Here is a 19,711-nt window from a genome sequence, read left to right on the forward strand (position 1 = left end):
ACCCATTTCGATCGTAATAAGCCCGGATGCCTTACAGCCGTCCGGGGCGGACGGACGGCAGAGAGGACAGCATCGCATCATCAGATGAGAAAAGGCTTTTACACCATCATGGCCGCGCAGTTTTTTTCTTCGCTGGCCGACAACGCGCTTCTGATCGCTGCCATTGCTCTGCTCAAAGATCTCCACGCTCCAAACTGGATGACGCCGCTGCTGAAGCTGTTCTTCGTGCTGTCGTACGTCGTCCTTGCTGCGTTCGTGGGAGCGTTTGCCGATTCCCGGCCCAAGGGCCGCGTCATGTTCATCACGAACACGATCAAGGTCGTGGGCTGCCTGATGATGCTGTTCGGCACGCATCCGCTCTTCGCCTATGGCGTGGTGGGCTTCGGCGCAGCGGCCTACTCGCCCGCCAAGTACGGCATTCTCACCGAACTGTTGCCGCCTGACCGGCTCGTCGCCGCGAATGGCTGGATCGAGGGCACCACGGTCGGCTCCATCATTCTCGGCACGGTGCTGGGCGGCGCGCTGATCAGCCCGCACATCGCCTCGCACGTCATCCGCTACACGCCGCCTTCCATCAACACGCCCGCCGAAGCGGCGATGTTCGTGATCATGTCGATCTACGTCATCGCGGCGCTCTTCAATCTGCGCATTCCCGACACCGGCGCCCGTTATCCGAAGCAGGAGCGCGGGCCCATCAAGCTCGTCACCGATTTCGCCGACTGCTTCCTCGTGCTCTGGCGCGACAAGCTGGGCCAGATCTCGCTGGCGGTCACCACGCTTTTCTGGGGCGCGGGCGCCACGCTGCAATTCATCGTGCTCAAGTGGGCCGAGGTCTCGCTCGGCATGTCGCTCTCCGAAGGGGCTCTCCTGCAGGCCGTGGTGGCGGTCGGCGTGGCGGCCGGCGCGATGATCGCCGCAGCGCGCATCCCGCTCAAGAAGTCGCTGTCGGTGCTGCCCGTAGGCATCATCATGGGCATCGCGGTCATGCTGATGGCGTTCTACACGCGCGACTTCTTTCCGCCGCACTGGAACATCTCCGTCGGGCGGCTGCACGTGCCGGTCTATCTGCTGATCGCCTACGTATTCTTGATGTTCGTGGGCAGCCTCTCCGGCTTTTTCGTGGTGCCGATGAACGCGCTGCTCCAGCATCGCGGGCACGTGCTGCTCTCGGCCGGCCATTCGATCGCCGTGCAGAACTTCAACGAAAACCTCTCCGTGCTCGTGATGCTCTGCCTCTATGCCGTGCTCGTCTGGCTCGACGTGCCGGTCGCGCTCGTCATCGTGCTGTTCGGCACCTTCGTGTGCCTCATGATGTGGCTCGTGATGCGGCGCCACCAGGCAAACCAGCGCGCGTTCGATTCGGTCGCGCTCATCGGCGAAGTGAAGCACTGATCGGGCAATCCCACGCCCTCTCGCTGTCATGAATCATCCCATTCCCAATGTGCTCACCATCGCCGGGTCCGACTCCGGCGGCGGCGCCGGCATCCAGGCCGACCTGAAAACCTTCTCCGCGCTCGGCGCGTACGGAGCAAGCGTGATTACGGCGCTCACTGCGCAGAACACGCGCGGCGTGACGGGCGTCCACGCGCCGGAGCCGGCGTTCGTCACGGCCCAGCTCGATGCCGTGTTCGACGACATCCGCATCGACGCAGTCAAGATCGGCATGCTGGCGAACGCGGCTATCGTGCGCGCGGTCGCGGCCGCACTTGCACGCTATCGGCCGCCCTGCATCGTGCTCGACACGGTGATGATCTCGAAGAGCAATCACGCCTTGCTCACGGCCGACGCGGTCGCCGCATTGCGCGACGAACTGCTGCCGCTCGCCGACGTGGTGACGCCGAACCTGCCCGAGGCGGCCGCGCTGCTTGGTGAAGCGACGGTGACCGACGAAGCCGGCATGGTGCGCCAGGGCGAAGCCCTGCGGGCGCTGGGCGCACGCGCTGTGCTGGTGAAGGGCGGGCATCTGGGTACTGACCAGAGTCCCGACTGGTTCGTGCAGGAGAGCGGCACGCTGCGCCTGGGCGGTGCACGCGTGCCGGTCAGGAACACGCACGGAACGGGCTGCACCCTTTCGTCGGCAATTGCGGCACTCGCGCCGCAGCGCGACAGCGTGGCCGCAGCGGTAGCCGACGCCAAGCAATATCTGACGGGTGCCATCGAAGCGAGCAGCCGGCTCGATGTCGGCCACGGCGTGGGACCCGTTCATCACTTCTATCGCTGGTGGTGACGCGCGAAAGCGCGTAGCACGTCACCGGCGCGCGAATGCGTGGGCGTGGCGCGGCCACTCGTCCGGCACGATAAAACCGCGTGAGCGCTCCGTGTAGGTGCCGCTCGCGTCGCGCGCGAACGCGGCCACCATTGCCGGACCGGCTTTGTCTTCAAGTTGTTGGGTCAGTGTGTGGCTGACGACGAATGGCATCTGCCCTTCGTCGTCATGATGCCGGCGCGGCGCCAGCCATTCGAGACGGGACAGCACACGCCAGGCCGTGGCGTGGCCCGACGCAAAGCGAGGCCAGTCGGCGCGCGTCGTCCACCAGCCGCGTGCATGATCGGGCGCGAGTTCGGGTGCGAGTTCGGGCACAAGCGCCTCCGCGTGGCCCGCAGCGTCGGCGGGCAGGTTCTCCGCCTGATAGAACAACCAGCCTTTGATGAACATCCGCGCCTCCCACGGCCCGCGATGCCCGAGCGTCGCGAACTCCTCACGTCCGCTGAGCGGCAACTGATGATCGAGCAGGTGGGACAACTTGATGTCGAAGCGATCCTGCAGATTCGGGCCAACGTAATCCGCGAGGCGCGCGTGCCCCTCGCCCGCATGCAGGTAGCACTTCACAGCCAGTTCCCAATGCAGGCGGCGACCGCTGTGAGTCTCCACGAGGAAATCGCATTCGCCGAGCGTGACGCCCGCGCGGCGTAGCGCGACGTTCGCTGCCACGAGCCGTGCGGCGGGACCGTGCTGGAGAAACCAGCCAAGCAGACATTCGGCATAACGGCCAAGACGCGTCACGCGCGCCGCCGCGATGGCGCTGTGCAGCGCGAGCGCGTCGCGATCGAGCGCAGCGAGCCAGTCGATGGTGGCGGCGCGCTCGTTGGCCGATTCGAACGGATTCGCGAGCAGGTCGGCAAGCGGCTGCGCGCACAACAGGCCAGGACTGAAAAGCAGCCACGCGAGGTCTCGCACGGCGGTATCGCGCAGCGCATCAAGACGGGCATCGTCATGGGCGTGTTCGCTGGGCTGCGACCGCGAGTCCCAAACGATATTGGATGGCCTGTCAGGTCGAACGTCGGTTGGCCGTTCGGCTGTCGGGTCGGGCTGAGCCTGCGAGGGCGACCCAACGTGCGCGCCCGCGTGCACCGACGTCTGCGACCGGGCCGGCAGTGCCGGCTCGTCCGGCACGGTGACGTCGGACTCGCCCGGCACGCCGGTCTTCATTTCTCGCCGCCCCCGCCCTTGCGCCACGTGTCGCGCGCAAGGCAAAGGTCGGTCCACGCCTTCGCCTTGTCGTGGAGACTGCGCAGCAGGTACGCGGGGTGATACGTGACGATCACGGGCACGCCTTCGTACTCATGCACGCGGCCGCGCAGCGATGAGATGCTGGCGTCGGTCTTGAGCAGGCTCTGCGCGGCGAAGCGGCCGAGCGCAACGATAATCTTCGGCTTCACGAGCGCGACCTGGCGCTGGAGGTAAGGCTCGCAGCGCGCGACCTCGTCGGGCTCGGGATTGCGGTTGCCGGGCGGGCGGCACTTGATGACGTTCGCGATGTAGACGTTGTTGCCCCGCGCAAGCGCGAGCGCACGCAGCATGTTGTCGAGCAGCTTGCCCGCCTGGCCGACGAACGGCTCGCCCTGCCGGTCTTCGTTCTCGCCGGGCGCCTCGCCGACCAGCATCCATTCGGCCTCGCGGTCGCCCACGCCGAACACCGTGTTGGTGCGTTTTTCGCAGAGGCGGCAGCGGTGGCAGTCGGCCACGCGGGCGGCGAGTGCGTCCCAATCGAGCGTCGAGACGGACGGCGCGTCGGGCGCATCCTGAGCTGCTGGCGCTTCCTGCACCGGCGCGGACGACGGAGCATCGAACCAAGCGAAGTCGTCTTCGGCGGGCGGCGGTTCGTCGACGAACGGAGCGGTGGTGGCCGAAGGCGGGACCACCGTGTCGGCGTCGGCTCCCCCGGACGCTTTAGCTGTCGGAGCGTTCGCGACGGCCGTAGCGCTGCCCGACGTTCGAGCCACCGCGGGCGATACGGCCACTGCCGGGGCGAGAACGCCCGAAGCGTGCGCCTCGTGCCGTGCGGCAGGCACCGCGGCGCCAGGCGCAACGTCCGCATCACGATCCCCCGCCGCCACCGCTACCGGCGGCAGATCCGCACGAGATTCGGCGCTCGCGTCGGCAGGCCCCTGGTCTTCCGCACCACGGCGTACCCACAAAGGCGCGAGGCCCAGTTCTTCCAGCACGGTCTCATGGAGCGTCATGCGCGCCCTCCTCTGCAAACGAAAAACGCATCACGATCGCGTCCTCCCGGCTGCGATGGCGCGCCGGATAGTAATTCTTGCGCCGCCCGATCGACTTGAACCCGAAACGCTCGTACAGCCGGATCGCCCGATGATTCGACGGTCGCACCTCGAGCAGCAGTCCCTCGAGCCGTTGATTGCGCGCCGTGCGTACCGCCTCGCGCAGCAGCGCGAGCCCGGCGCCCGCGCCCTGCGCGCTGGGCGCCACGCAGAGATTGAGCACGTGCAGCTCGTCGACCACCGGCATCAGCACGCAATAGCCGAGCAGCGTGCCCGTCACGTGCCGCATGCAGATGCCGAAGTAGCCATTGCGCAGCGAGTCCTCGAAGTTGCCGCGCGTCCACGGGAATTCGTAGGCGACCCTCTCGATCGATACGACTTCGTCGAGATCGCTTTCCGTCATCGGAGACAGATAGCGGTCGGCCAGCAACACGCCACTCATCGCGTGCCCTCGGAACCATCGTGGGCAACGGCGCCCCCCTCGCCGCCGCGCGCCTCGCGAGAGGCCGATGCGGCCGCGGTGCCGGCATGGGCTTGTGCCGACCTGGTCGCGAGGCGCTCGGCTACCGTTTGCGCAACCTTGTTGCGCACGTACTCGGGCGCGGCTTCGTCGGGGCGCACGGTGCGGCCGGCGCGCAGTGCACGCAGCGCCGCGGTCGCGACCGCGCGGGCATGCGGTACGGCATTGCCATCCACGCGCTGGGCATGTGCCGCTGCGGGCAGGCGCTCGCCGAACGCCGCCGCGGCATTGCCGGCGAGCGTGAACGGCACATCGGGAATTGAAAGTTGCGCAGGCGCATCCAGCGACGCTGCCTGAATCGTGCGCCATTCTTGCAGCTCACCGTCCCATGCGAAGTCCGCCCAGTAGACCTCGTCCATGCGGGCATCGAGCGCCGCGAGCACCCGCGTGACCGACGGGTCGGCAAGCCGCGCCGCCTCGGCGCATGCGAGCAGCGTGCCGACCGGCACGACCGGCACCCCGAGTCCGAATGCGAGCCCCTGGGCGACGCCCGTTGCGGTGCGCAAGCCGGTGAACGAGCCCGGTCCGGCGCCGAATGCAATCGCGCCGCAGTCGGCGAGGACGAAGCCCGCCTCGTCGAACAGTTCGCGAATCGCGGGTAGAAGACGGGTGCTGGACACCGCGCCGGTGGCCTCGTGGCGCATCCAGATGCGCGGCGCGGCGGGTGCGGTAGCGCCGGACGTATCGCCGGCGGAGCAAAGCAAGGCGACCGAGCAGAATTCGGTCGATGTATCGATGGCAAGCAGCACGGTCTGAGTCATGCCCGCTATTGTAATGCCCCGCCCTTGCCCCCACGGGCGGTGGTCGGCCTGCGCGCCGTTTGGAAGGGTTGCTCCAGCGTCACGGGCAGCGCGGCTGTTACCATCGACGCCCATTCCCGCTACTGCCATGGAGAAAACGATGAGCGATGTCGATGCCCTGTTCGCACAAGCCCAGGAAGACGTGAAACAGCTGCCCGAACGGCCCGGCAATCTGACGCTGCTGCGTCTGTACGCGCTCTTCAAGCAGGCAACCGAAGGCGACGTCCACGGCGACAAACCCGGTTTCGCCGATATCGTCGGCAAATACAAGCACGACGCCTGGGCCGCGCTCAAGGGTACGCCGCAGGAAACGGCGCGCCAGCAGTACGTCGAACTCGTGGAGTCGCTGAAAAACGGCACGGCTTCCTGACGCTCGCGAGGCCGGGCGCAAAAAACCGAAATGAATGTGGCGCAGCGCAACAAATCTCTTTATAATGCGGGCTGCGTTTTGCCTTGGCCTCGGTGCAAACCGGTTTCGCGGCACAGCGCTTCGTAGCGTTATGCTCCAATCCAGTTTAGAACCTGTCCCCCTCTGCCTTGGCCCTGTTCGGGCCGTCAAAGATCAGGCTGGCGGCTTACCATCCCGGTGCGCCGCATCCGAAACAGCTTCTAACTAGAAACTCGCTCACAATTGCGAGTTGCCCCCGTTTTTCGATTTGCTCGCGGCTTCATGCCCGCTGAATCCGACGACCAGGGTTGTGTCGATTGGCGCCGACGTTCCATTTCCTGCGTTCCAAGGATTTACATGACTTCGAGTAACACCCCCAGCCCGCTGACTGCCCTCGCCAACGACGTGTTCAGTACCGACGAACAGCACGCCGCGCCTGCGCACGACGCCGCTGCCACGCCGGAAGGCCCGACGTTCGCGTCGCTCGGCCTCTCGCCCGAAATCGTCTCGGCGCTCACCGCAGCGGGCTACAAGGCTCCGACGCCGGTGCAGGAGCGCGCCATTCCCGCCGCCATCGCGGGCCGCGACCTGCTCGTTTCGAGCCCCACAGGCTCCGGCAAGACCGCAGCGTTCATGCTGCCCGCCATCGAGCGCTTCGCCCAACTGCAGAAGGCACAAGCCAGCCAGCCGCGCGAGCCGCGTTCGGCCGATGGACAAGGCGACCGCCGCGGCCGCCGTCCGCAACCCGTCGCGCGCCCCGGCCTCCTCGTGCTCACGCCCACGCGCGAACTCGCCATGCAGGTAACCACCGCCGCGTCGACCTACGGCAAGCATCTGCGCCGCCTGCGCACGCTGAGCATTCTGGGCGGCGTCGCCTATGGCCAGCAGTTGATGCTGCTCGCGAAGAACCCCGAGATTCTCGTTGCGACGCCGGGCCGTCTGCTCGATCACCTCGAGCGTGGCCGCATCGACCTGTCCGAACTCCAGATGCTCGTGCTCGACGAAGCCGACCGCATGCTCGACATGGGCTTCATCGACGACATCGAAACGATCGTCGCCGCCACGCCGGCCACGCGTCAGACCATGCTGTTCTCGGCCACGCTGGACGGCAAGATCGGCTCGCTCACGGGCCGCCTGCTGAAGAATCCCGAGCGTATCGAGATCGTGCAACGCATGGAATCGCGCACGAACATCGCCCAGACGGTGCACTACGTCGACGACCGTGACCATAAGAACCGTCTGCTCGACCATCTGCTGCGCGACACCGGCCTCGACCAGGCCATCGTGTTCACGGCGACCAAGATGGACGCTGACCAGCTGGCCGGGCGTCTTGCCGACGCCGGTTTCGAAACGGCCGCGCTGCATGGCGACCTGCCCCAGGGCGCCCGTAACCGGACCATCCGCGCGCTGCGCGAGCGCCGCGTTCGCGTACTCGTGGCAACCGACGTGGCTGCGCGCGGCATCGACATTCCGGGCATCACGCACGTGTTCAACTACGACCTGCCGAAGTTCGCCGAAGACTACGTGCACCGCATCGGCCGTACGGGTCGTGCGGGCCGCTCGGGTATCGCGGTGAGCCTCGTGCATCACGCCGAGCAAGGCGCGCTCAAGCGCATCGAACGCTTCGTGCACACCACGTTACCCGTCAACGTGGTCGAAGGCTTCGAGCCGCGCAAAACGGCGCCGGCCAATCGCGGCTTTGGCCGTGGCCGTCCCGGTGGCGGCAACGGCGGCGGTAACAGCGGGCGCCGTTTCGGTAACGGCAAGCCGGGCGGTGGCTACGGCCAGGGCGGTCAACGCACTGGCGGCTGGGCCAACAAGTCTGCGGACGGTGCTTCTCGCAGCGGTTACGGCGCGCCGAGCGGCGGCCAGTCCCGCGATGGCTACGGCGCGCGCGACGGCCGCCCCGGCGGTCAGCGCAGCGGCTCCGGCGACTCGCGTGGCTTTGGTGGTTCCCGCGAAGGTGGCTACAGCGGCCGCCGGCAGGATGGTCCGCGCACCTCGCGCCGCGGCGACTAATCCCCGTTCGCGTCAAACGCAACACGCCTGATTTCCCGACCGGCGGCCTCTTGTGCCGCCGCAAAGGTTCTAAAGACCGGTGCCCCTGGCACCGGTCTTTTTTTATGCCTCGCCAAATTTCACGATATGAAAAAATCTTTTGAGTCGTAAAATTTCGTGCTGCGTGGCACAAGCTACCGCGTTCCAGGATGGAAAACGACATTTCTCATCATGGAACGAATCCACCAAATATTTGATTTTAAACAATAATAAATCTCTCAAAAACCTGACTCCCGCCCTGTTGCAGCCGTCTGCTTTTGCCTAGACTCTTATATAAGACTTCACGAAACGAATCGCCCCGCTCCCCTCCCAGGGTCGCCGTTTCGCGAAGACAGCCAGTCCATCGATTCACTTCAAGGCAATCTAAGGAGAGCACATCATGACCACGACGCGTCAACAACAGGCTCAGGAACTGCAGCAGCAATGGGAAACCGATCCGCGCTGGAAAGGCATCAAGCGCGGCTATAGCGCCGAGGACGTCGTGCGCCTGCGCGGCTCGCTGCAGGTCGAGCACACGCTCGCGAAGCGCGGCGCCGAAAAGCTGTGGCAACTCGTGAACAACGAGCCGTTCGTGAACGCGCTCGGCGCCCTGACCGGTAACCAGGCCATGCAGCAGGTCAAGGCCGGCCTCAAGGCGATCTACCTCTCGGGTTGGCAAGTAGCGGGCGACGCCAACGTGGCCGGCGAAATGTACCCCGACCAGTCGCTGTATCCGGCGAACTCGGTGCCGCTCGTCGTGAAGCGCATCAACAACACGCTTACGCGCGCCGACCAGATCCAGTGGTCCGAGGGCAAGAACGAAGGCGACGAAGGCTACGTCGACTTCTTCGCACCCATCGTGGCCGACGCCGAAGCCGGCTTCGGCGGTGTGCTCAACGCATTCGAACTGATGAAGGCCATGATCGAGGCCGGCGCCTCGGGCGTGCACTTCGAAGACCAGCTCGCCTCGGTGAAGAAGTGCGGTCACATGGGCGGCAAGGTGCTCGTGCCGACCCGCGAAAACGTGGCCAAGCTCGTCGCCGCGCGCCTCGCCGCCGACGTCTGCGGCACGCCGACCGTGCTCGTCGCGCGTACCGACGCCGAAGCTGCCGACCTCATCACGTCCGACGTCGACGACAACGACAAGCCGTTCCTCACGGGCGAACGCACGGTGGAAGGCTTCTTCCGCACGAAGCCGGGCCTCGAGCAGGCCGTGTCGCGCGGTCTCGCCTACGCGCCGTATGCCGACCTGATCTGGTGCGAAACGGGCAAGCCGGATCTGGAATACGCGAAGAAGTTCGCCGAGGCGATCCATAAGCAGTTCCCGGGCAAGCTGCTCTCCTACAACTGCTCGCCGTCGTTCAACTGGAAGAAGAACCTCGATGACGCAACGATCGCGAAGTTCCAGAAGGAACTCGGCGCGATGGGCTACAAGTTCCAGTTCATTACGCTCGCCGGCTTCCACGCGCTCAACTACTCGATGTTCAATCTCGCGCACGGCTACGCGCGCCAGCAGATGAGCGCGTTCGTCGAACTCCAGCAGGCCGAGTTCGCCGCGGCCGAGAAGGGCTTCACCGCAGTCAAGCACCAGCGCGAGGTGGGCACGGGCTACTTCGACGCCGTCACGCAGACGGTGGAGCGCGACGCCTCCACCACGGCGCTGCACGGTTCGACGGAAGACGAGCAGTTCTTCGACAAGAAGGTCGCCTGACCCAGCGGGTTGCCGGCGGATTGCCGGGTCCGGTCCCCGGGCCCGAATAATCCCGGCTTCGAAAAACAAATCAGGGAGGAGGCGCGGCGGGTGGATACCTCAGGTACCACCCGCCCCCACACCAGGCTGCGCGTTGAGGTACGCGCGTTCGCAGGCCAGTATGGTCGACCCCATACGACGGACTGCAAGCCTGGAAAAAATGCCAACGCGGCACAACCGCGACAGCACGCAAAAGAACGGAACGCGCCGGACCACCGGCGCGATTTCGCTGCGGGCCGCGTTTTTGACGGCCTCGCTTGTCGCTATCGATACACGATCACAGGAATCTTCGTATGGGTCAGCACGCGCTGCGTCTCGCTGCCGATCAGCAGGCTGCCCAGGCCACGCCGTCCGTGCGAGGCCATGAAGATCACGTCACAACCGCCCTGCTCCGCGGCTTCGATGATCCCGAGATACGGTGACGGGTGCACGCTCGTCTGGCAGTCGCAGGCCACGCCCGCGCTGCGCGCGGCTTGCTCGACCTCCTGCAGATGCACCTGCGCTTCACGTTCGCTGCGCTGCTGGAAATCGACGGGCGGCTCGATCACGACTTCGGAAAACGGCGAGTACGGATATTGCGGCAGGCACGCATACGCCGTCACGCGCGCCCCCACGGCTCGGGCGAGATCGATGGCGCCGTCGATCGCCTTCTTCGACAGTTCCGATCCGTCGGTTGGAACGAGGATGTGCCTGAACATGGCGCCCTCCGTGGTGGGCAGCGGCGCGATCTGCACAGCGCCGGACTGCGGCGGTGGTGTCGGAATGGTCTCGCATCGCGGACCTCTTGCTTCGATTCTAGTGCGCCGAAAAACGCCCCAGCACACGGGTGCGGGTCTGTACCCATATCGGAAACCCGCGCGCAGCGCGGCGCAAGGCGCGGCGTCAACCTTCGCCCCAGTACCCGGGCTGCTCGTAGGTATGTTTGAGGAAATCGAGAAAGAGCCGCACGCGCAGCGGCAAATGGCGGCGCTGCGGAAACACGGCGTGAATGCCGATGGGCGGCGCGGCAAAAGCGTCGAGCACGCTCACGAGCCGTCCGGCCAGCACGTCGGTGCCGACCTCCCACCAGGAGCGCCACGCGAGCCCGTGCCCTTCGAGACACCATTCGTGCAGGACCGCACCGTCCGAGCATTCCATGGTGCCCGAGACGCGGATCGAGACCACCTTGTCGTCCTGCTGGAACGTCCAGCCACGCTGCTGGTTGGCGCTCGCCGCCAGCGCAAGGCAATTGTGATGGGCGAGATCGGCGAGCGTGGCCGGCGCGCCGCGGCGTGCGAGGTAGCCCGGCGAAGCCACGCAGAGCCGCCGGTTCTCGCCCAGCCGCAACGACACGAGCGACGAATCCGGCAATTCGCCGAGACGCACGGCGCAGTCGAAGCCTTCGTTCACGAGGTCCACCATGCGGTCCGAGAGATCGAGCGTGACCGAGACGTCGGGATGCGCCACGGTGAACGCGGGCACGAGCGGCGCCACGTGGCGCCGTCCGAAACCCGCCGGCGCCGAGACGCGCAGGTGGCCGCTTGCCTTGACCCCGCCCGCCGACACGCTCGCTTCGGCGTTCTGCATCTCATGCAGCACGCGCTGGCAGTCTTCGAGAAACGCAGAGCCTTCGAACGTGAGCGTGATGCGCCGCGTGGTGCGCACGAGCAGTTTCACGCCGAGGCGCTCTTCGAGGGCGTCGATGCGCCGCCCGATGATGGCGGGCGCCACGCCCTCGGCCTGTGCCGCGGCCGAAAGGCTGCCCTTCGCCGCCACGGCAACGAAGGTTTCGATCTGTTTGAAGCGGTCCATCGCGTCACCGTAAGCGGTTCGAGCGTCGGAAAAATGAGTTTCCGAGCAGTGAGCGACAGATTAGGTAGATGGAAGTAAAAGATCAAGTGACGATTCAGGGCTTTCTTTGCTTTTACCATCACGAATAGAATCGTCGTTGACCTCTGATAACGGAGCGCACGGCTATGTCGGCCACAACGACACCCTTTCCCAAAGCAGTGATTTTCGACGCGTACGGCACGCTCTTCGACGTGCATTCGGTCATCGCCGCAGCCGAGCAGTTGTTCGCGGGCCACGGAATCGCGCTGTCGCAGCTGTGGCGGCAAAAGCAGATCGAATACACGCAGCTGCGCACGCTCTCCGACCCCGAAGGCGGCGCGCGCTACCAGCCGTTCTGGAACGTCACGCTCGACGCCTTGCGCTTCTCCGCCCGCAAGCTGGGCCTGCCGCTCACCGCCACCGGTGAAAAGCGGCTGATGGACGAATACGCGTGTCTCTCGGCTTTTCCCGACGTGCTGCCCGTGCTGCGGCAGTTGCGCGCCCGCGATAGCAGCAATAGCGCAGGGCGCGCGCCGGGCCTCGCCATTCTCTCGAACGGCAATCCGCAGATGCTCGACATCGCCATCAAGAGCGCCGGCATGACCGGGCTCTTCGATCACGTGCTTTCCGTGGACGCCGTGCGCGCCTACAAGCCCTCGCCCGCAGCCTATGCACTCGGCACGCAGGCTTTCGGTGCTGCCCCGCGCGACATCGTGTTCGTTTCGTCGAACGGTTGGGACGCCGCGGGCGCCGGCTGGTTCGGCTACACCACGTTCTGGATCAACCGCCAGGGCGCGCCCGCGGAGGAACTCGGCGTGCGGCCCGACGGCACAGGCAGCGGCATGGCGGAACTCGCCGCATTTCTCGAAACCCATGCGCCGCCCGACCGGAGCGCGGCCCGCGTGCGCCACAGCCCCGGCGCATGAAGGGCCGCCGTTCCGCGTGGACGGCGTACGCAGTAACCGCTTTCACATCCGATTCACATCCGACTCACATCTGACCGACCAGGGAGCAGCCATCATGGCCAATTCGTTGCAGACACCGCAGGGCATGCAGATTACCGGCGAGATCGCGCCGGGCTTCGAAACGATCCTCACGCCAGAGGCGCTGGCGCTCGTCGCGCAACTGCATCGCGCGTTCGAGCCGCGCCGCCAGGAACTGCTCAAGGCACGCGCTGAGCGCACGAAGCGCCTCGACGCCGGCGAGCGCCCCGACTTCCTCGCTGAAACGAAGAGCGTGCGCGATGGCGACTGGACCATTGCCCCGCTGCCGCAAGACCTGGCATGCCGCCGCGTGGAAATCACGGGCCCGGTCGAGCGCAAGATGATCATCAACGCGCTGAACTCGGGCGCGGACTCGTACATGACCGACTTCGAGGACTCGAACACCCCGAACTGGAACAACCAGATCACCGGTCATATCAATCTCAAGGACGCTGTCCGCCGCACCATTTCGCTCGAGCAGAACGGCAAGTCGTATCGCCTCAACGACAAGATCGCGACGCTGATCGTGCGTCCGCGCGGCTGGCACCTCGACGAAAAGCACGTGACCGTGGACGGCCAGCGCGTCTCGGGCGGCATCTTCGACTTCGCGCTGTACCTGTTCCACAACGCGAAGGAATTGATCGCGCGCGGCAGCGGCCCGTACTTCTATCTGCCGAAGATGGAGAGCCACCTCGAAGCGCGCCTGTGGAACGACGTCTTCGTCGCCGCCCAGGAAGCTGTCGGCATTGCCCGCGGCACGATCCGCGCCACCGTGCTGATCGAAACGATCCTCGCTGCGTTCGAGATGGACGAGATTCTCTATGAACTGCGCGAGCACAGCTCGGGCCTCAACGCAGGCCGCTGGGACTACATCTTTTCGGCCATCAAGAAGTTCAAGAACGACAAGGACTTCTGCCTCGCGGACCGCTCGCAGATCACGATGACCGTGCCGTTCATGCGCGCCTATGCACTGCAGCTGCTCAAGACGTGTCACCGCCGCAATGCGCCCGCTATCGGCGGCATGAGCGCGCTCATTCCGATCAAGAACGATCCGGCCGCCAACGACAAGGCAATGGGCGGCGTGCGTTCGGACAAGGCGCGCGACGCAGGCGACGGCTACGACGGCGGCTGGGTCGCGCACCCGGGCCTCGTGCCCGTGGCGATGGAAGAGTTCGTCAAAGTGCTTGGCGACAAGCCGAACCAGATCGGCAAGCAGCGCGACGATGTGCAGGTGACAGCGAAGGATCTGCTCGACTTCCGTCCGGAAGCGCCGATCACCGAAACGGGTCTGCGCAACAACATCAACGTGGGCATCCACTACCTGGGCTCGTGGCTCACCGGTAACGGCTGCGTGCCGATCCACAACCTGATGGAAGACGCCGCCACAGCAGAAATTTCGCGCTCCCAGGTATGGCAGTGGATCCGCTCGCCGAAGGGCACGCTGGAGGACGGCCGCAAGGTCACGGCCGAACTCGTGCGCGCCCTCGCGAAAGAGGAACTCGTGAAGGTGAAGAACGTGGTGGGGGGCGATACGGCGCCGTACGAGCGCGCGGCTGAAATCTTCGAGCAGATGTCCACGGCAGAGCAGTTCACGGAATTCCTCACGCTGCCGCTGTACGAGGAAATCTGAGTATCGTGACTGCTATTGCGGGGCCGGCCCGGCTGTGAAAGGCGGGCCGGCTCGCGGCGGCGCGTGGAGTGGGTGGCGGCGTAGCGCACGCGGGTTGAGAAAATCTCGGGCGACCTCAGACGTCGCTCAGCGCGTGCGACGATGCGCCACCCAGTCTCCGTTCCTGATCTCCGGCAATCCTCTCGTCGACTCCAGCGCGACGGGATAGAACCGGCAGGTGAATGCCACGCCGTGCAGCTCGACCTGCGTGTGGCGGGCGAGAAACAACCCTTCCACGCCCGGATACACCTCTTCGATCTCATCGAGCACGGCGACGAGCGCATCGTCGATCTCGTAGACGTCGCCCTTCACAGGCAACGCGCGATCGCCCACCTGCTCCACCACCAGGCCCGGATACGCGCCGAAGTCGAACAGCCTCCCCGGCACACAGGCCTCGCCCACGAGCACCGGCGCCGCGATGTCGTAGCGCGCCGCGGCTGCATTGATGTCGTTGATCTCTCCCGCCCGCAAGGTGCCGTAGACGAACACGTACTGCATCAAGCGTCTCCCGACTTCAGAGCGGCACGTTGGCAACCAGCACGCCGTCCGCATCGGCGTAGACCCATTCGCCAGGCCGCACGGTGGTGCCGGGCAAGCGCACCGGCACGTCGCGCTCGCCGCCGCCGCGTTTCTGGCTGCGCTGCGGATTCGTGGCCAGCGCGGCAATGCCGATTTCGCATTCGTTGAGCTCGACCGTGTCGCGCACGCAGCCGTACACCACGATGCCCGCCCAGCCGTTGGTCTCTCCGAGCTTGCCGAGGTTGCCCCCGACCAGCGCGCATCGCAGACTACCTCCGCCGTCCACCACGAGCACGCGGCCCTCGCCGGGTTGTTCGAGCGCGGCACGCACGAGCGTGTTGTCTTCGAAGACCTTCAGCGTGGCGGCCGGACCGCAAAAGGCCGGCGTGCGGCCGAAGAAACGAAAGACCGGATCGAGCACGCGCAGCGTGCCGGCGGCGAGCTGGTCCTCGTGCGCGTCGCAGAGATCTGCAGTGGCCTGGGTCATGGAGCTTCCTCCCAATGGTTTGGGTTTGGCAATGGGTTCGACGTCGTCGAAATCGCACGCATTATGCCCGCATATGAGGCAGGGAAGAAAAGGCGGCGGCCATCGGCCGACGGGGCTCCGCATGGGGTTGTGCCCCGGCGGCCATGCGAGCCTCGCAGACGCGAGGAGCGAGCCTGCAGCGTGTGCTTCGCCCGCCTACAATGTCGGAGCCGCCGCCGTCCCGGAGCCGCGCCCACCATGCCACTCGACGCCACCTCGCCATCTTCTGACCAGGTCCATTTCGCCGACATTCCGCCGGACTTCGCGCCTACGCCGGTTCATCCCATCCGCGTGCGTTCGCGGCCCATGCCGGCTGGCGTGCGCATCGCGCGGCACACACACGGTTGGGCGCAGGTTGCCTACGCATCGCGCGGCGTGCTGCGCGTGGCCACCACCGGGACGACCTGGATGGTGCCGCCCTCGCGCGCGATCTGGGTGCCGCCGCATGTGACGCACGAAGTCGTCATCGTGGAAGACGCGTTCCTGCGCACGCTCTATGTGGACGAGACGGTAGTGCCCGAGGGACTGGATGCGTGCCGCGTGGTGGAGGTATCGGGGCTGCTGCGCGAGGTGATCGCGGCACTCGACACGCAAGGGCTGCCTTCGTATCGTGAGCGGCTGCTCGGCACGCTGGCCCTCGACGAGATCACGCGCTCCGAGCCGTTGCCGCTCTCGGTGCCGATGCCCGCGGAAAAGCGGCTGCGCACGCTCTGCGAAGCGCTGATTGCCGATCCGGCCGGCTCGGTGTCGCTGGAACACTGGGCGGCCAGCATCGGCGCGAGCACGCGCACCATCGCCCGGCTGTTCCGCCAGGAACTGGGCATGAGCTTCTCGCAGTGGCGCCAGCAGGCCATCCTCGCTCGTGCGATTCCCTTGCTGAACCAGGGGCGGCCCATGTCGCTCGTCGCGGAGGAACTCGGCTACCAGAGCCAGAGCGCGTTTTCGGCGATGTTCCGACGGGCCTTCGGGCAGAGTCCGCGCGCGTTCATCGCACGCGACATCGCGCATCGCGAGGACAACGGGACCACGCTCGCCACCCCAGACGAGCTGTTGTCGTCTGACGTTGAGGCCGACACCGCGCCACCTGTGCGCACGTAATCTGCGGTGGATAAACTGCGGTACCACGCAATTGCTGAAGCGGGTTGGCGGGCGCAGAAGAACGGGTTTAGAGACTGACGAAAGCGATGGGATCCATCGCATTACACCTTGCGCGCCATGTGCCGGATGGAGCCGAGCCGGGCCAGCCGGGGGCCCGCGGGCCGATATCCCATGCGCTGATAAAGTTTTGCCGCCGGGTTGTCGACGAACACACGTAGCTGAAGCTCCTTCAGACCGCGTTCGCGCGCCCACTGATGCGAGATGCCGAGCAGGAAGGTGCCTGCGCCCTGATGTCGGTGGCCTTCGGCGATCTGTACGTCCCGGATATGCAGCGAGTCGTTTTCTTCAGTCACCCGCAGTACGCCGATCGCTTCGCCCTCAGCTTCCAGAATGAAGTTCTCGGATTCGCGCCAGCTCGCGAGAAACAGGTCGCCGCGCCAGACGAGATGGTGCCGCCGATAATAGCCGTCCATGTTCGTGCGCGTAAGCGCTTCGGCGAACTCGAAGTCTTCCATGGTGGCGCCGCGCAGGTGGAAGCGGGATGGAACGTCGTTCGGGGCAAACATGGCACACCGGCGAGAGAAGAACCTGCACAACGGTAAGGCAGGCCGCGTGTGCTGGCAATGGCTGTTTTTCCCGAAGCGGCGGCGAACGACGGACTGGCGTTTCGATCCGGCAAGTTCAAGGCAAGCGCGAACGCTCGGCGCCCAAGGGACCAAACAACAAAAAAGCCAGCTGGGTACTCCCAGCGGGCTTCTCGTTTCTGGCGGAGCGGACGGGACTCGAACCCGCGACCCCCGGCGTGACAGGCCGGTATTCTAACCGACTGAACTACCGCTCCAAACTCTACAGCTTCGCGCACATCGCCTTGTGGCCGGGTACGCTGCATCGCCTCATGCTGCACGGCGCTGCTACCCTGTGTGTCTTTGGCGTCCCCTAGGGGATTCGAACCCCTGTACTCACCGTGAAAGGGTGATGTCCTAGGCCTCTAGACGAAGGGGACAACACAGGCTTACACCTTAATAAAAAAGCCCGCTCAAGTGCGCCTGAACGGGCTTTGTCTGGCGGAGCGGACGGGACTCGAACCCGCGACCCCCGGCGTGACAGGCCGGTATTCTAACCGACTGAACTACCGCTCCAGTCTTTACATCATGGCTTACGGGCGTCGGTTAGTTCCCGCATGCTGCTTCGCCGGTTACTGCTTGGCGCCGCTAATGTCCTGGCGTCCCCTAGGGGATTCGAACCCCTGTACTCACCGTGAAAGGGTGATGTCCTAGGCCTCTAGACGAAGGGGACATAATCTTTGCAGATTGACCGCTTCTGCAGCGTATTGCTCATTGCGCTGCTTATTGCCCGCAACTTACTGCTAACTACCTGCAACAGCGAAGACCGCTATATTAACTGCCCTACCGCTGCTTGTGAAGCCTTTTTTCTACAAACACCCGGCTGGGTAGAAAGGGCATTCACGATGTTCTGATGGTGGAGGTAAGCGGGATCGAACCGCTGACCTCTTGCATGCCATGCAAGCGCTCTCCCAGCTGAGCTATACCCCCTTGCAGAACAGAAGCGAGATTGTAGAGACCGAATTGCGGTTTGTAAATACCCTTTGAGCTTTCACACGCAACTTTTTCGCTCGCAACGAACCCGCAGCGACCCCGCTTATGCCAGCGCCTTGCTGATGCGCTCCACCACTACCTCGCGCGAGAAGAGCGAAAGTACGCTATCGATCGAGGGCGTGTGCGTGGTGCCCACCACCAGCAGACGAACAGGCATCGCGAGCTGCGGCATCTTGAGCTTGTGAGCAGCGAGCGTGGCCTTCAGCGCGGCCGCGATGCCCTCCTTCGTCCACTCGGCGCTGCGCAACGCCGTGGCAAGATCCGCGAGTGCGCCACGCACGACATCGGTTACGTGCTGCGCCAGCGCTTCAGGTTCAGGCTGCGGCTCGCGGTAGAACATGACAGCGTTTTCCGCGATCTCTCTGACGGTCGACGCCCGATCCTTGAGCAACGCGATCACACCGTCCAGTGACGGGCCTGCCTCGATCATCGCCGCTTCGATGCCAAGCGTCGCGAAGAACGGCTTGGCCAGTTCGGCAAGACGCGCGCTGTCGGTCTCTTTGATGTAGTGATTGTTGAGCCAGTTCAACTTGTTGTGGTCGTACTGCGCGGGCGACTTGCCGAGGTGCTCGAGGTCGAACCATTCGACGAACTGCTCACGCGAGAAAATCTCGGCGTCGCCATGTGACCAGCCGAGCCGCGCGAGATAGTTGAGCACGGCCTCGGGCAGATAGCCCTCGTCGCGATAGCCCATCACGCTCATGGCGCCATGACGCTTGCTCATCTTCTCGCCCTGTTCGTTGAGCACCGTGGGCAGATGCGCGTAGACCGGCGGCTGCGCACCGAGCGCACGCAGGATGTTGATCTGGCGCGGCGTGTTGTTCACGTGGTCGTCGCCGCGAATCACGTGCGTGATGCGCATGTCGAGGTCGTCCACCACGACGCAGAAGTTGTAGGTGGGCGTGCCGTCGGGACGCGCGATCACGAGATCGTCGAGTTCCTCGTTGGAGATTTCCACCCGTCCTTTCACGGCGTCGTCCCATGCCACAACGCCGGTCAGCGGATTCCGGAAGCGCAGCACCGGCTTCACGCCTTCCGGGGGCGTGGGCAGCGTCTTGCCGGGCTCGGGCCGCCACGTGCCGTCGTAACGCGGCTTGAGGCCCTCGGCGCGCTGTCTTTCACGCAGCGCGTCCAGTTCTTCCGTCGACATGTAGCAGGGGTACACGAGGCCCTGCTCCGCCATCTGCGCCAGCACCTCGCGATAGCGGTCCATGCGCTGCATCTGGTAGAACGGGCCCTCGTCGTAATCGAGACCGAGCCACGCCATGCCTTCGAGAATGGCGTCGACCGACTCCGACGTCGAGCGTTCCAGGTCCGTGTCCTCGATGCGCAGCACGAAGATCCCTTTGTGATGGCGCGCGAACGCCCACGGGTAAAGCGCGGAGCGAATGTTGCCGAGATGGATGAAACCGGTGGGACTCGGTGCGAAGCGGGTACGGACAGAGGTGGTCATATGGATGAGCTCGGAGACGGCGTCGCGCGTGCGGGCAAGG

Annotated in this window: 18 protein-coding genes and 5 tRNA genes; 8 read left to right on the top strand and 15 right to left on the bottom strand. The window is 65.3% G+C overall.

Going from position 1 to position 19,711, the window contains the following annotated elements; all coding sequences use genetic code 11:
* Nucleotides 1-84: 84 nt before the first annotated feature.
* Nucleotides 85-1,392: a lysophospholipid transporter LplT gene (gene lplT / locus PKKP23_RS02420; protein ID WP_017778115.1), complete on the top strand. Its 1,308-nt coding sequence runs from the start codon at nucleotides 85-87 to the stop codon at nucleotides 1,390-1,392.
* Nucleotides 1,393-1,420: 28 nt separating this feature from the next.
* Complete coding sequence (gene thiD, locus PKKP23_RS02425; RefSeq protein WP_126875667.1) at nucleotides 1,421-2,227, top strand: bifunctional hydroxymethylpyrimidine kinase/phosphomethylpyrimidine kinase; 807 nt, start codon at nucleotides 1,421-1,423, stop codon at nucleotides 2,225-2,227.
* A 21-nt stretch (nucleotides 2,228-2,248) separates the two neighbouring features.
* Here thiD and PKKP23_RS02430 read toward each other — a convergent pair whose 3' ends face one another.
* From PKKP23_RS02430 to tsaB, 4 genes are read right to left on the bottom strand one after another with little or no spacing between them, the layout of a single operon-like run.
* On the bottom strand, nucleotides 2,249-3,430 hold the full coding sequence (locus tag PKKP23_RS02430) for a DUF1853 family protein (protein ID WP_240658700.1): 1,182 nt from the start codon (nucleotides 3,428-3,430) through the stop codon (nucleotides 2,249-2,251).
* Nucleotides 3,427-4,464, bottom strand: coding sequence for a uracil-DNA glycosylase (locus PKKP23_RS02435; protein WP_126875668.1), 1,038 nt, complete (start codon nucleotides 4,462-4,464; stop codon nucleotides 3,427-3,429). The genes PKKP23_RS02430 and PKKP23_RS02435 overlap by 4 nt, the downstream gene beginning before the upstream one ends.
* Nucleotides 4,451-4,945 carry a ribosomal protein S18-alanine N-acetyltransferase gene (gene rimI / locus PKKP23_RS02440; RefSeq protein ID WP_126875669.1) on the bottom strand — a complete coding sequence of 165 codons (495 nt, stop codon included), beginning with the start codon at nucleotides 4,943-4,945 and terminating at the stop codon, nucleotides 4,451-4,453. Before rimI ends, PKKP23_RS02435 begins: the two co-directional genes overlap by 14 nt.
* A complete protein-coding gene (tsaB, locus tag PKKP23_RS02445) occupies nucleotides 4,942-5,784 on the bottom strand; it encodes a tRNA (adenosine(37)-N6)-threonylcarbamoyltransferase complex dimerization subunit type 1 TsaB (protein ID WP_126875670.1) in 843 nt (280 codons plus the stop codon). The genes rimI and tsaB overlap by 4 nt, the downstream gene beginning before the upstream one ends.
* Nucleotides 5,785-5,923: 139 nt before the next feature.
* Between tsaB and PKKP23_RS02450 the strand changes: the two genes are divergently transcribed.
* From PKKP23_RS02450 to aceA, 3 genes are all read left to right on the top strand, one after another.
* Complete coding sequence (locus PKKP23_RS02450) at nucleotides 5,924-6,193, top strand: acyl-CoA-binding protein (RefSeq protein WP_017778111.1); 270 nt, start codon at nucleotides 5,924-5,926, stop codon at nucleotides 6,191-6,193.
* Between the two features lie 375 nt (nucleotides 6,194-6,568).
* Nucleotides 6,569-8,230 carry a DEAD/DEAH box helicase gene (locus PKKP23_RS02455; RefSeq protein WP_126875671.1) on the top strand — a complete coding sequence of 554 codons (1,662 nt, stop codon included), beginning with the start codon at nucleotides 6,569-6,571 and terminating at the stop codon, nucleotides 8,228-8,230.
* Between the two features lie 418 nt (nucleotides 8,231-8,648).
* On the top strand, nucleotides 8,649-9,959 hold the full coding sequence (gene aceA, locus PKKP23_RS02460) for an isocitrate lyase (RefSeq protein ID WP_017778109.1): 1,311 nt from the start codon (nucleotides 8,649-8,651) through the stop codon (nucleotides 9,957-9,959).
* A gap of 302 nt (nucleotides 9,960-10,261) precedes the next feature.
* On the opposite strand, the gene PKKP23_RS02465 is transcribed toward aceA, so the two are convergent.
* Together PKKP23_RS02465 and PKKP23_RS02470 are read right to left on the bottom strand one after the other, a co-directional pair.
* Nucleotides 10,262-10,696: a universal stress protein gene (locus PKKP23_RS02465; protein ID WP_026122112.1), complete on the bottom strand. Its 435-nt coding sequence runs from the start codon at nucleotides 10,694-10,696 to the stop codon at nucleotides 10,262-10,264.
* Between the two features lie 184 nt (nucleotides 10,697-10,880).
* Nucleotides 10,881-11,789, bottom strand: a complete 909-nt coding sequence (locus PKKP23_RS02470; RefSeq protein ID WP_017778107.1) for a LysR family transcriptional regulator — start codon at nucleotides 11,787-11,789, stop codon at nucleotides 10,881-10,883.
* 143 nt (nucleotides 11,790-11,932) lie between these two features.
* Between PKKP23_RS02470 and PKKP23_RS02475 the strand changes: the two genes are divergently transcribed.
* Both PKKP23_RS02475 and aceB read left to right on the top strand, forming a co-directional pair.
* Nucleotides 11,933-12,733, top strand: a complete 801-nt coding sequence (locus PKKP23_RS02475; RefSeq protein ID WP_420873184.1) for a haloacid dehalogenase type II — start codon at nucleotides 11,933-11,935, stop codon at nucleotides 12,731-12,733.
* Between the two features lie 94 nt (nucleotides 12,734-12,827).
* On the top strand, nucleotides 12,828-14,420 hold the full coding sequence (gene aceB / locus PKKP23_RS02480; RefSeq protein WP_126875673.1) for a malate synthase A: 1,593 nt from the start codon (nucleotides 12,828-12,830) through the stop codon (nucleotides 14,418-14,420).
* 126 nt (nucleotides 14,421-14,546) lie between these two features.
* On the opposite strand, the gene PKKP23_RS02485 is transcribed toward aceB, so the two are convergent.
* Nucleotides 14,547-14,957, bottom strand: coding sequence for a gamma-glutamylcyclotransferase family protein (locus tag PKKP23_RS02485; protein WP_126875674.1), 411 nt, complete (start codon nucleotides 14,955-14,957; stop codon nucleotides 14,547-14,549).
* 16 nt (nucleotides 14,958-14,973) lie between these two features.
* Nucleotides 14,974-15,465 carry a ribonuclease E activity regulator RraA gene (gene rraA / locus PKKP23_RS02490; RefSeq protein WP_017778103.1) on the bottom strand — a complete coding sequence of 164 codons (492 nt, stop codon included), beginning with the start codon at nucleotides 15,463-15,465 and terminating at the stop codon, nucleotides 14,974-14,976.
* A 237-nt stretch (nucleotides 15,466-15,702) separates the two neighbouring features.
* Between rraA and PKKP23_RS02495 the strand changes: the two genes are divergently transcribed.
* The gene (locus tag PKKP23_RS02495) at nucleotides 15,703-16,602 is read left to right on the top strand and encodes an AraC family transcriptional regulator (RefSeq protein ID WP_126875675.1); all 900 of its coding nucleotides are present in this window, start codon (nucleotides 15,703-15,705) and stop codon (nucleotides 16,600-16,602) included.
* A gap of 101 nt (nucleotides 16,603-16,703) precedes the next feature.
* On the opposite strand, the gene PKKP23_RS02500 is transcribed toward PKKP23_RS02495, so the two are convergent.
* The 7 genes from PKKP23_RS02500 to gltX form a co-directional block, all read right to left on the bottom strand.
* Nucleotides 16,704-17,168: a GNAT family N-acetyltransferase gene (locus PKKP23_RS02500; protein ID WP_026122111.1), complete on the bottom strand. Its 465-nt coding sequence runs from the start codon at nucleotides 17,166-17,168 to the stop codon at nucleotides 16,704-16,706.
* 198 nt (nucleotides 17,169-17,366) lie between these two features.
* Nucleotides 17,367-17,443: transfer RNA gene (locus PKKP23_RS02505), tRNA-Asp, on the bottom strand.
* A gap of 86 nt (nucleotides 17,444-17,529) precedes the next feature.
* Nucleotides 17,530-17,605: transfer RNA gene (locus tag PKKP23_RS02510), tRNA-Glu, on the bottom strand.
* A gap of 59 nt (nucleotides 17,606-17,664) precedes the next feature.
* Nucleotides 17,665-17,741: transfer RNA gene (locus PKKP23_RS02515), tRNA-Asp, on the bottom strand.
* Nucleotides 17,742-17,822: 81 nt separating this feature from the next.
* Nucleotides 17,823-17,898, bottom strand: a tRNA-Glu gene (locus tag PKKP23_RS02520).
* A 181-nt stretch (nucleotides 17,899-18,079) separates the two neighbouring features.
* Nucleotides 18,080-18,155, bottom strand: a tRNA-Ala gene (locus PKKP23_RS02525).
* A gap of 106 nt (nucleotides 18,156-18,261) precedes the next feature.
* Nucleotides 18,262-19,671, bottom strand: coding sequence for a glutamate--tRNA ligase (gltX, locus tag PKKP23_RS02530; RefSeq protein ID WP_126875676.1), 1,410 nt, complete (start codon nucleotides 19,669-19,671; stop codon nucleotides 18,262-18,264).
* Nucleotides 19,672-19,711: the final 40 nt, after the last annotated feature.

The organism is Paraburkholderia kururiensis JCM 10599 = LMG 19447, assembly GCF_003986935.1.
Lineage (GTDB): Bacteria > Pseudomonadota > Gammaproteobacteria > Burkholderiales > Burkholderiaceae > Paraburkholderia > Paraburkholderia kururiensis.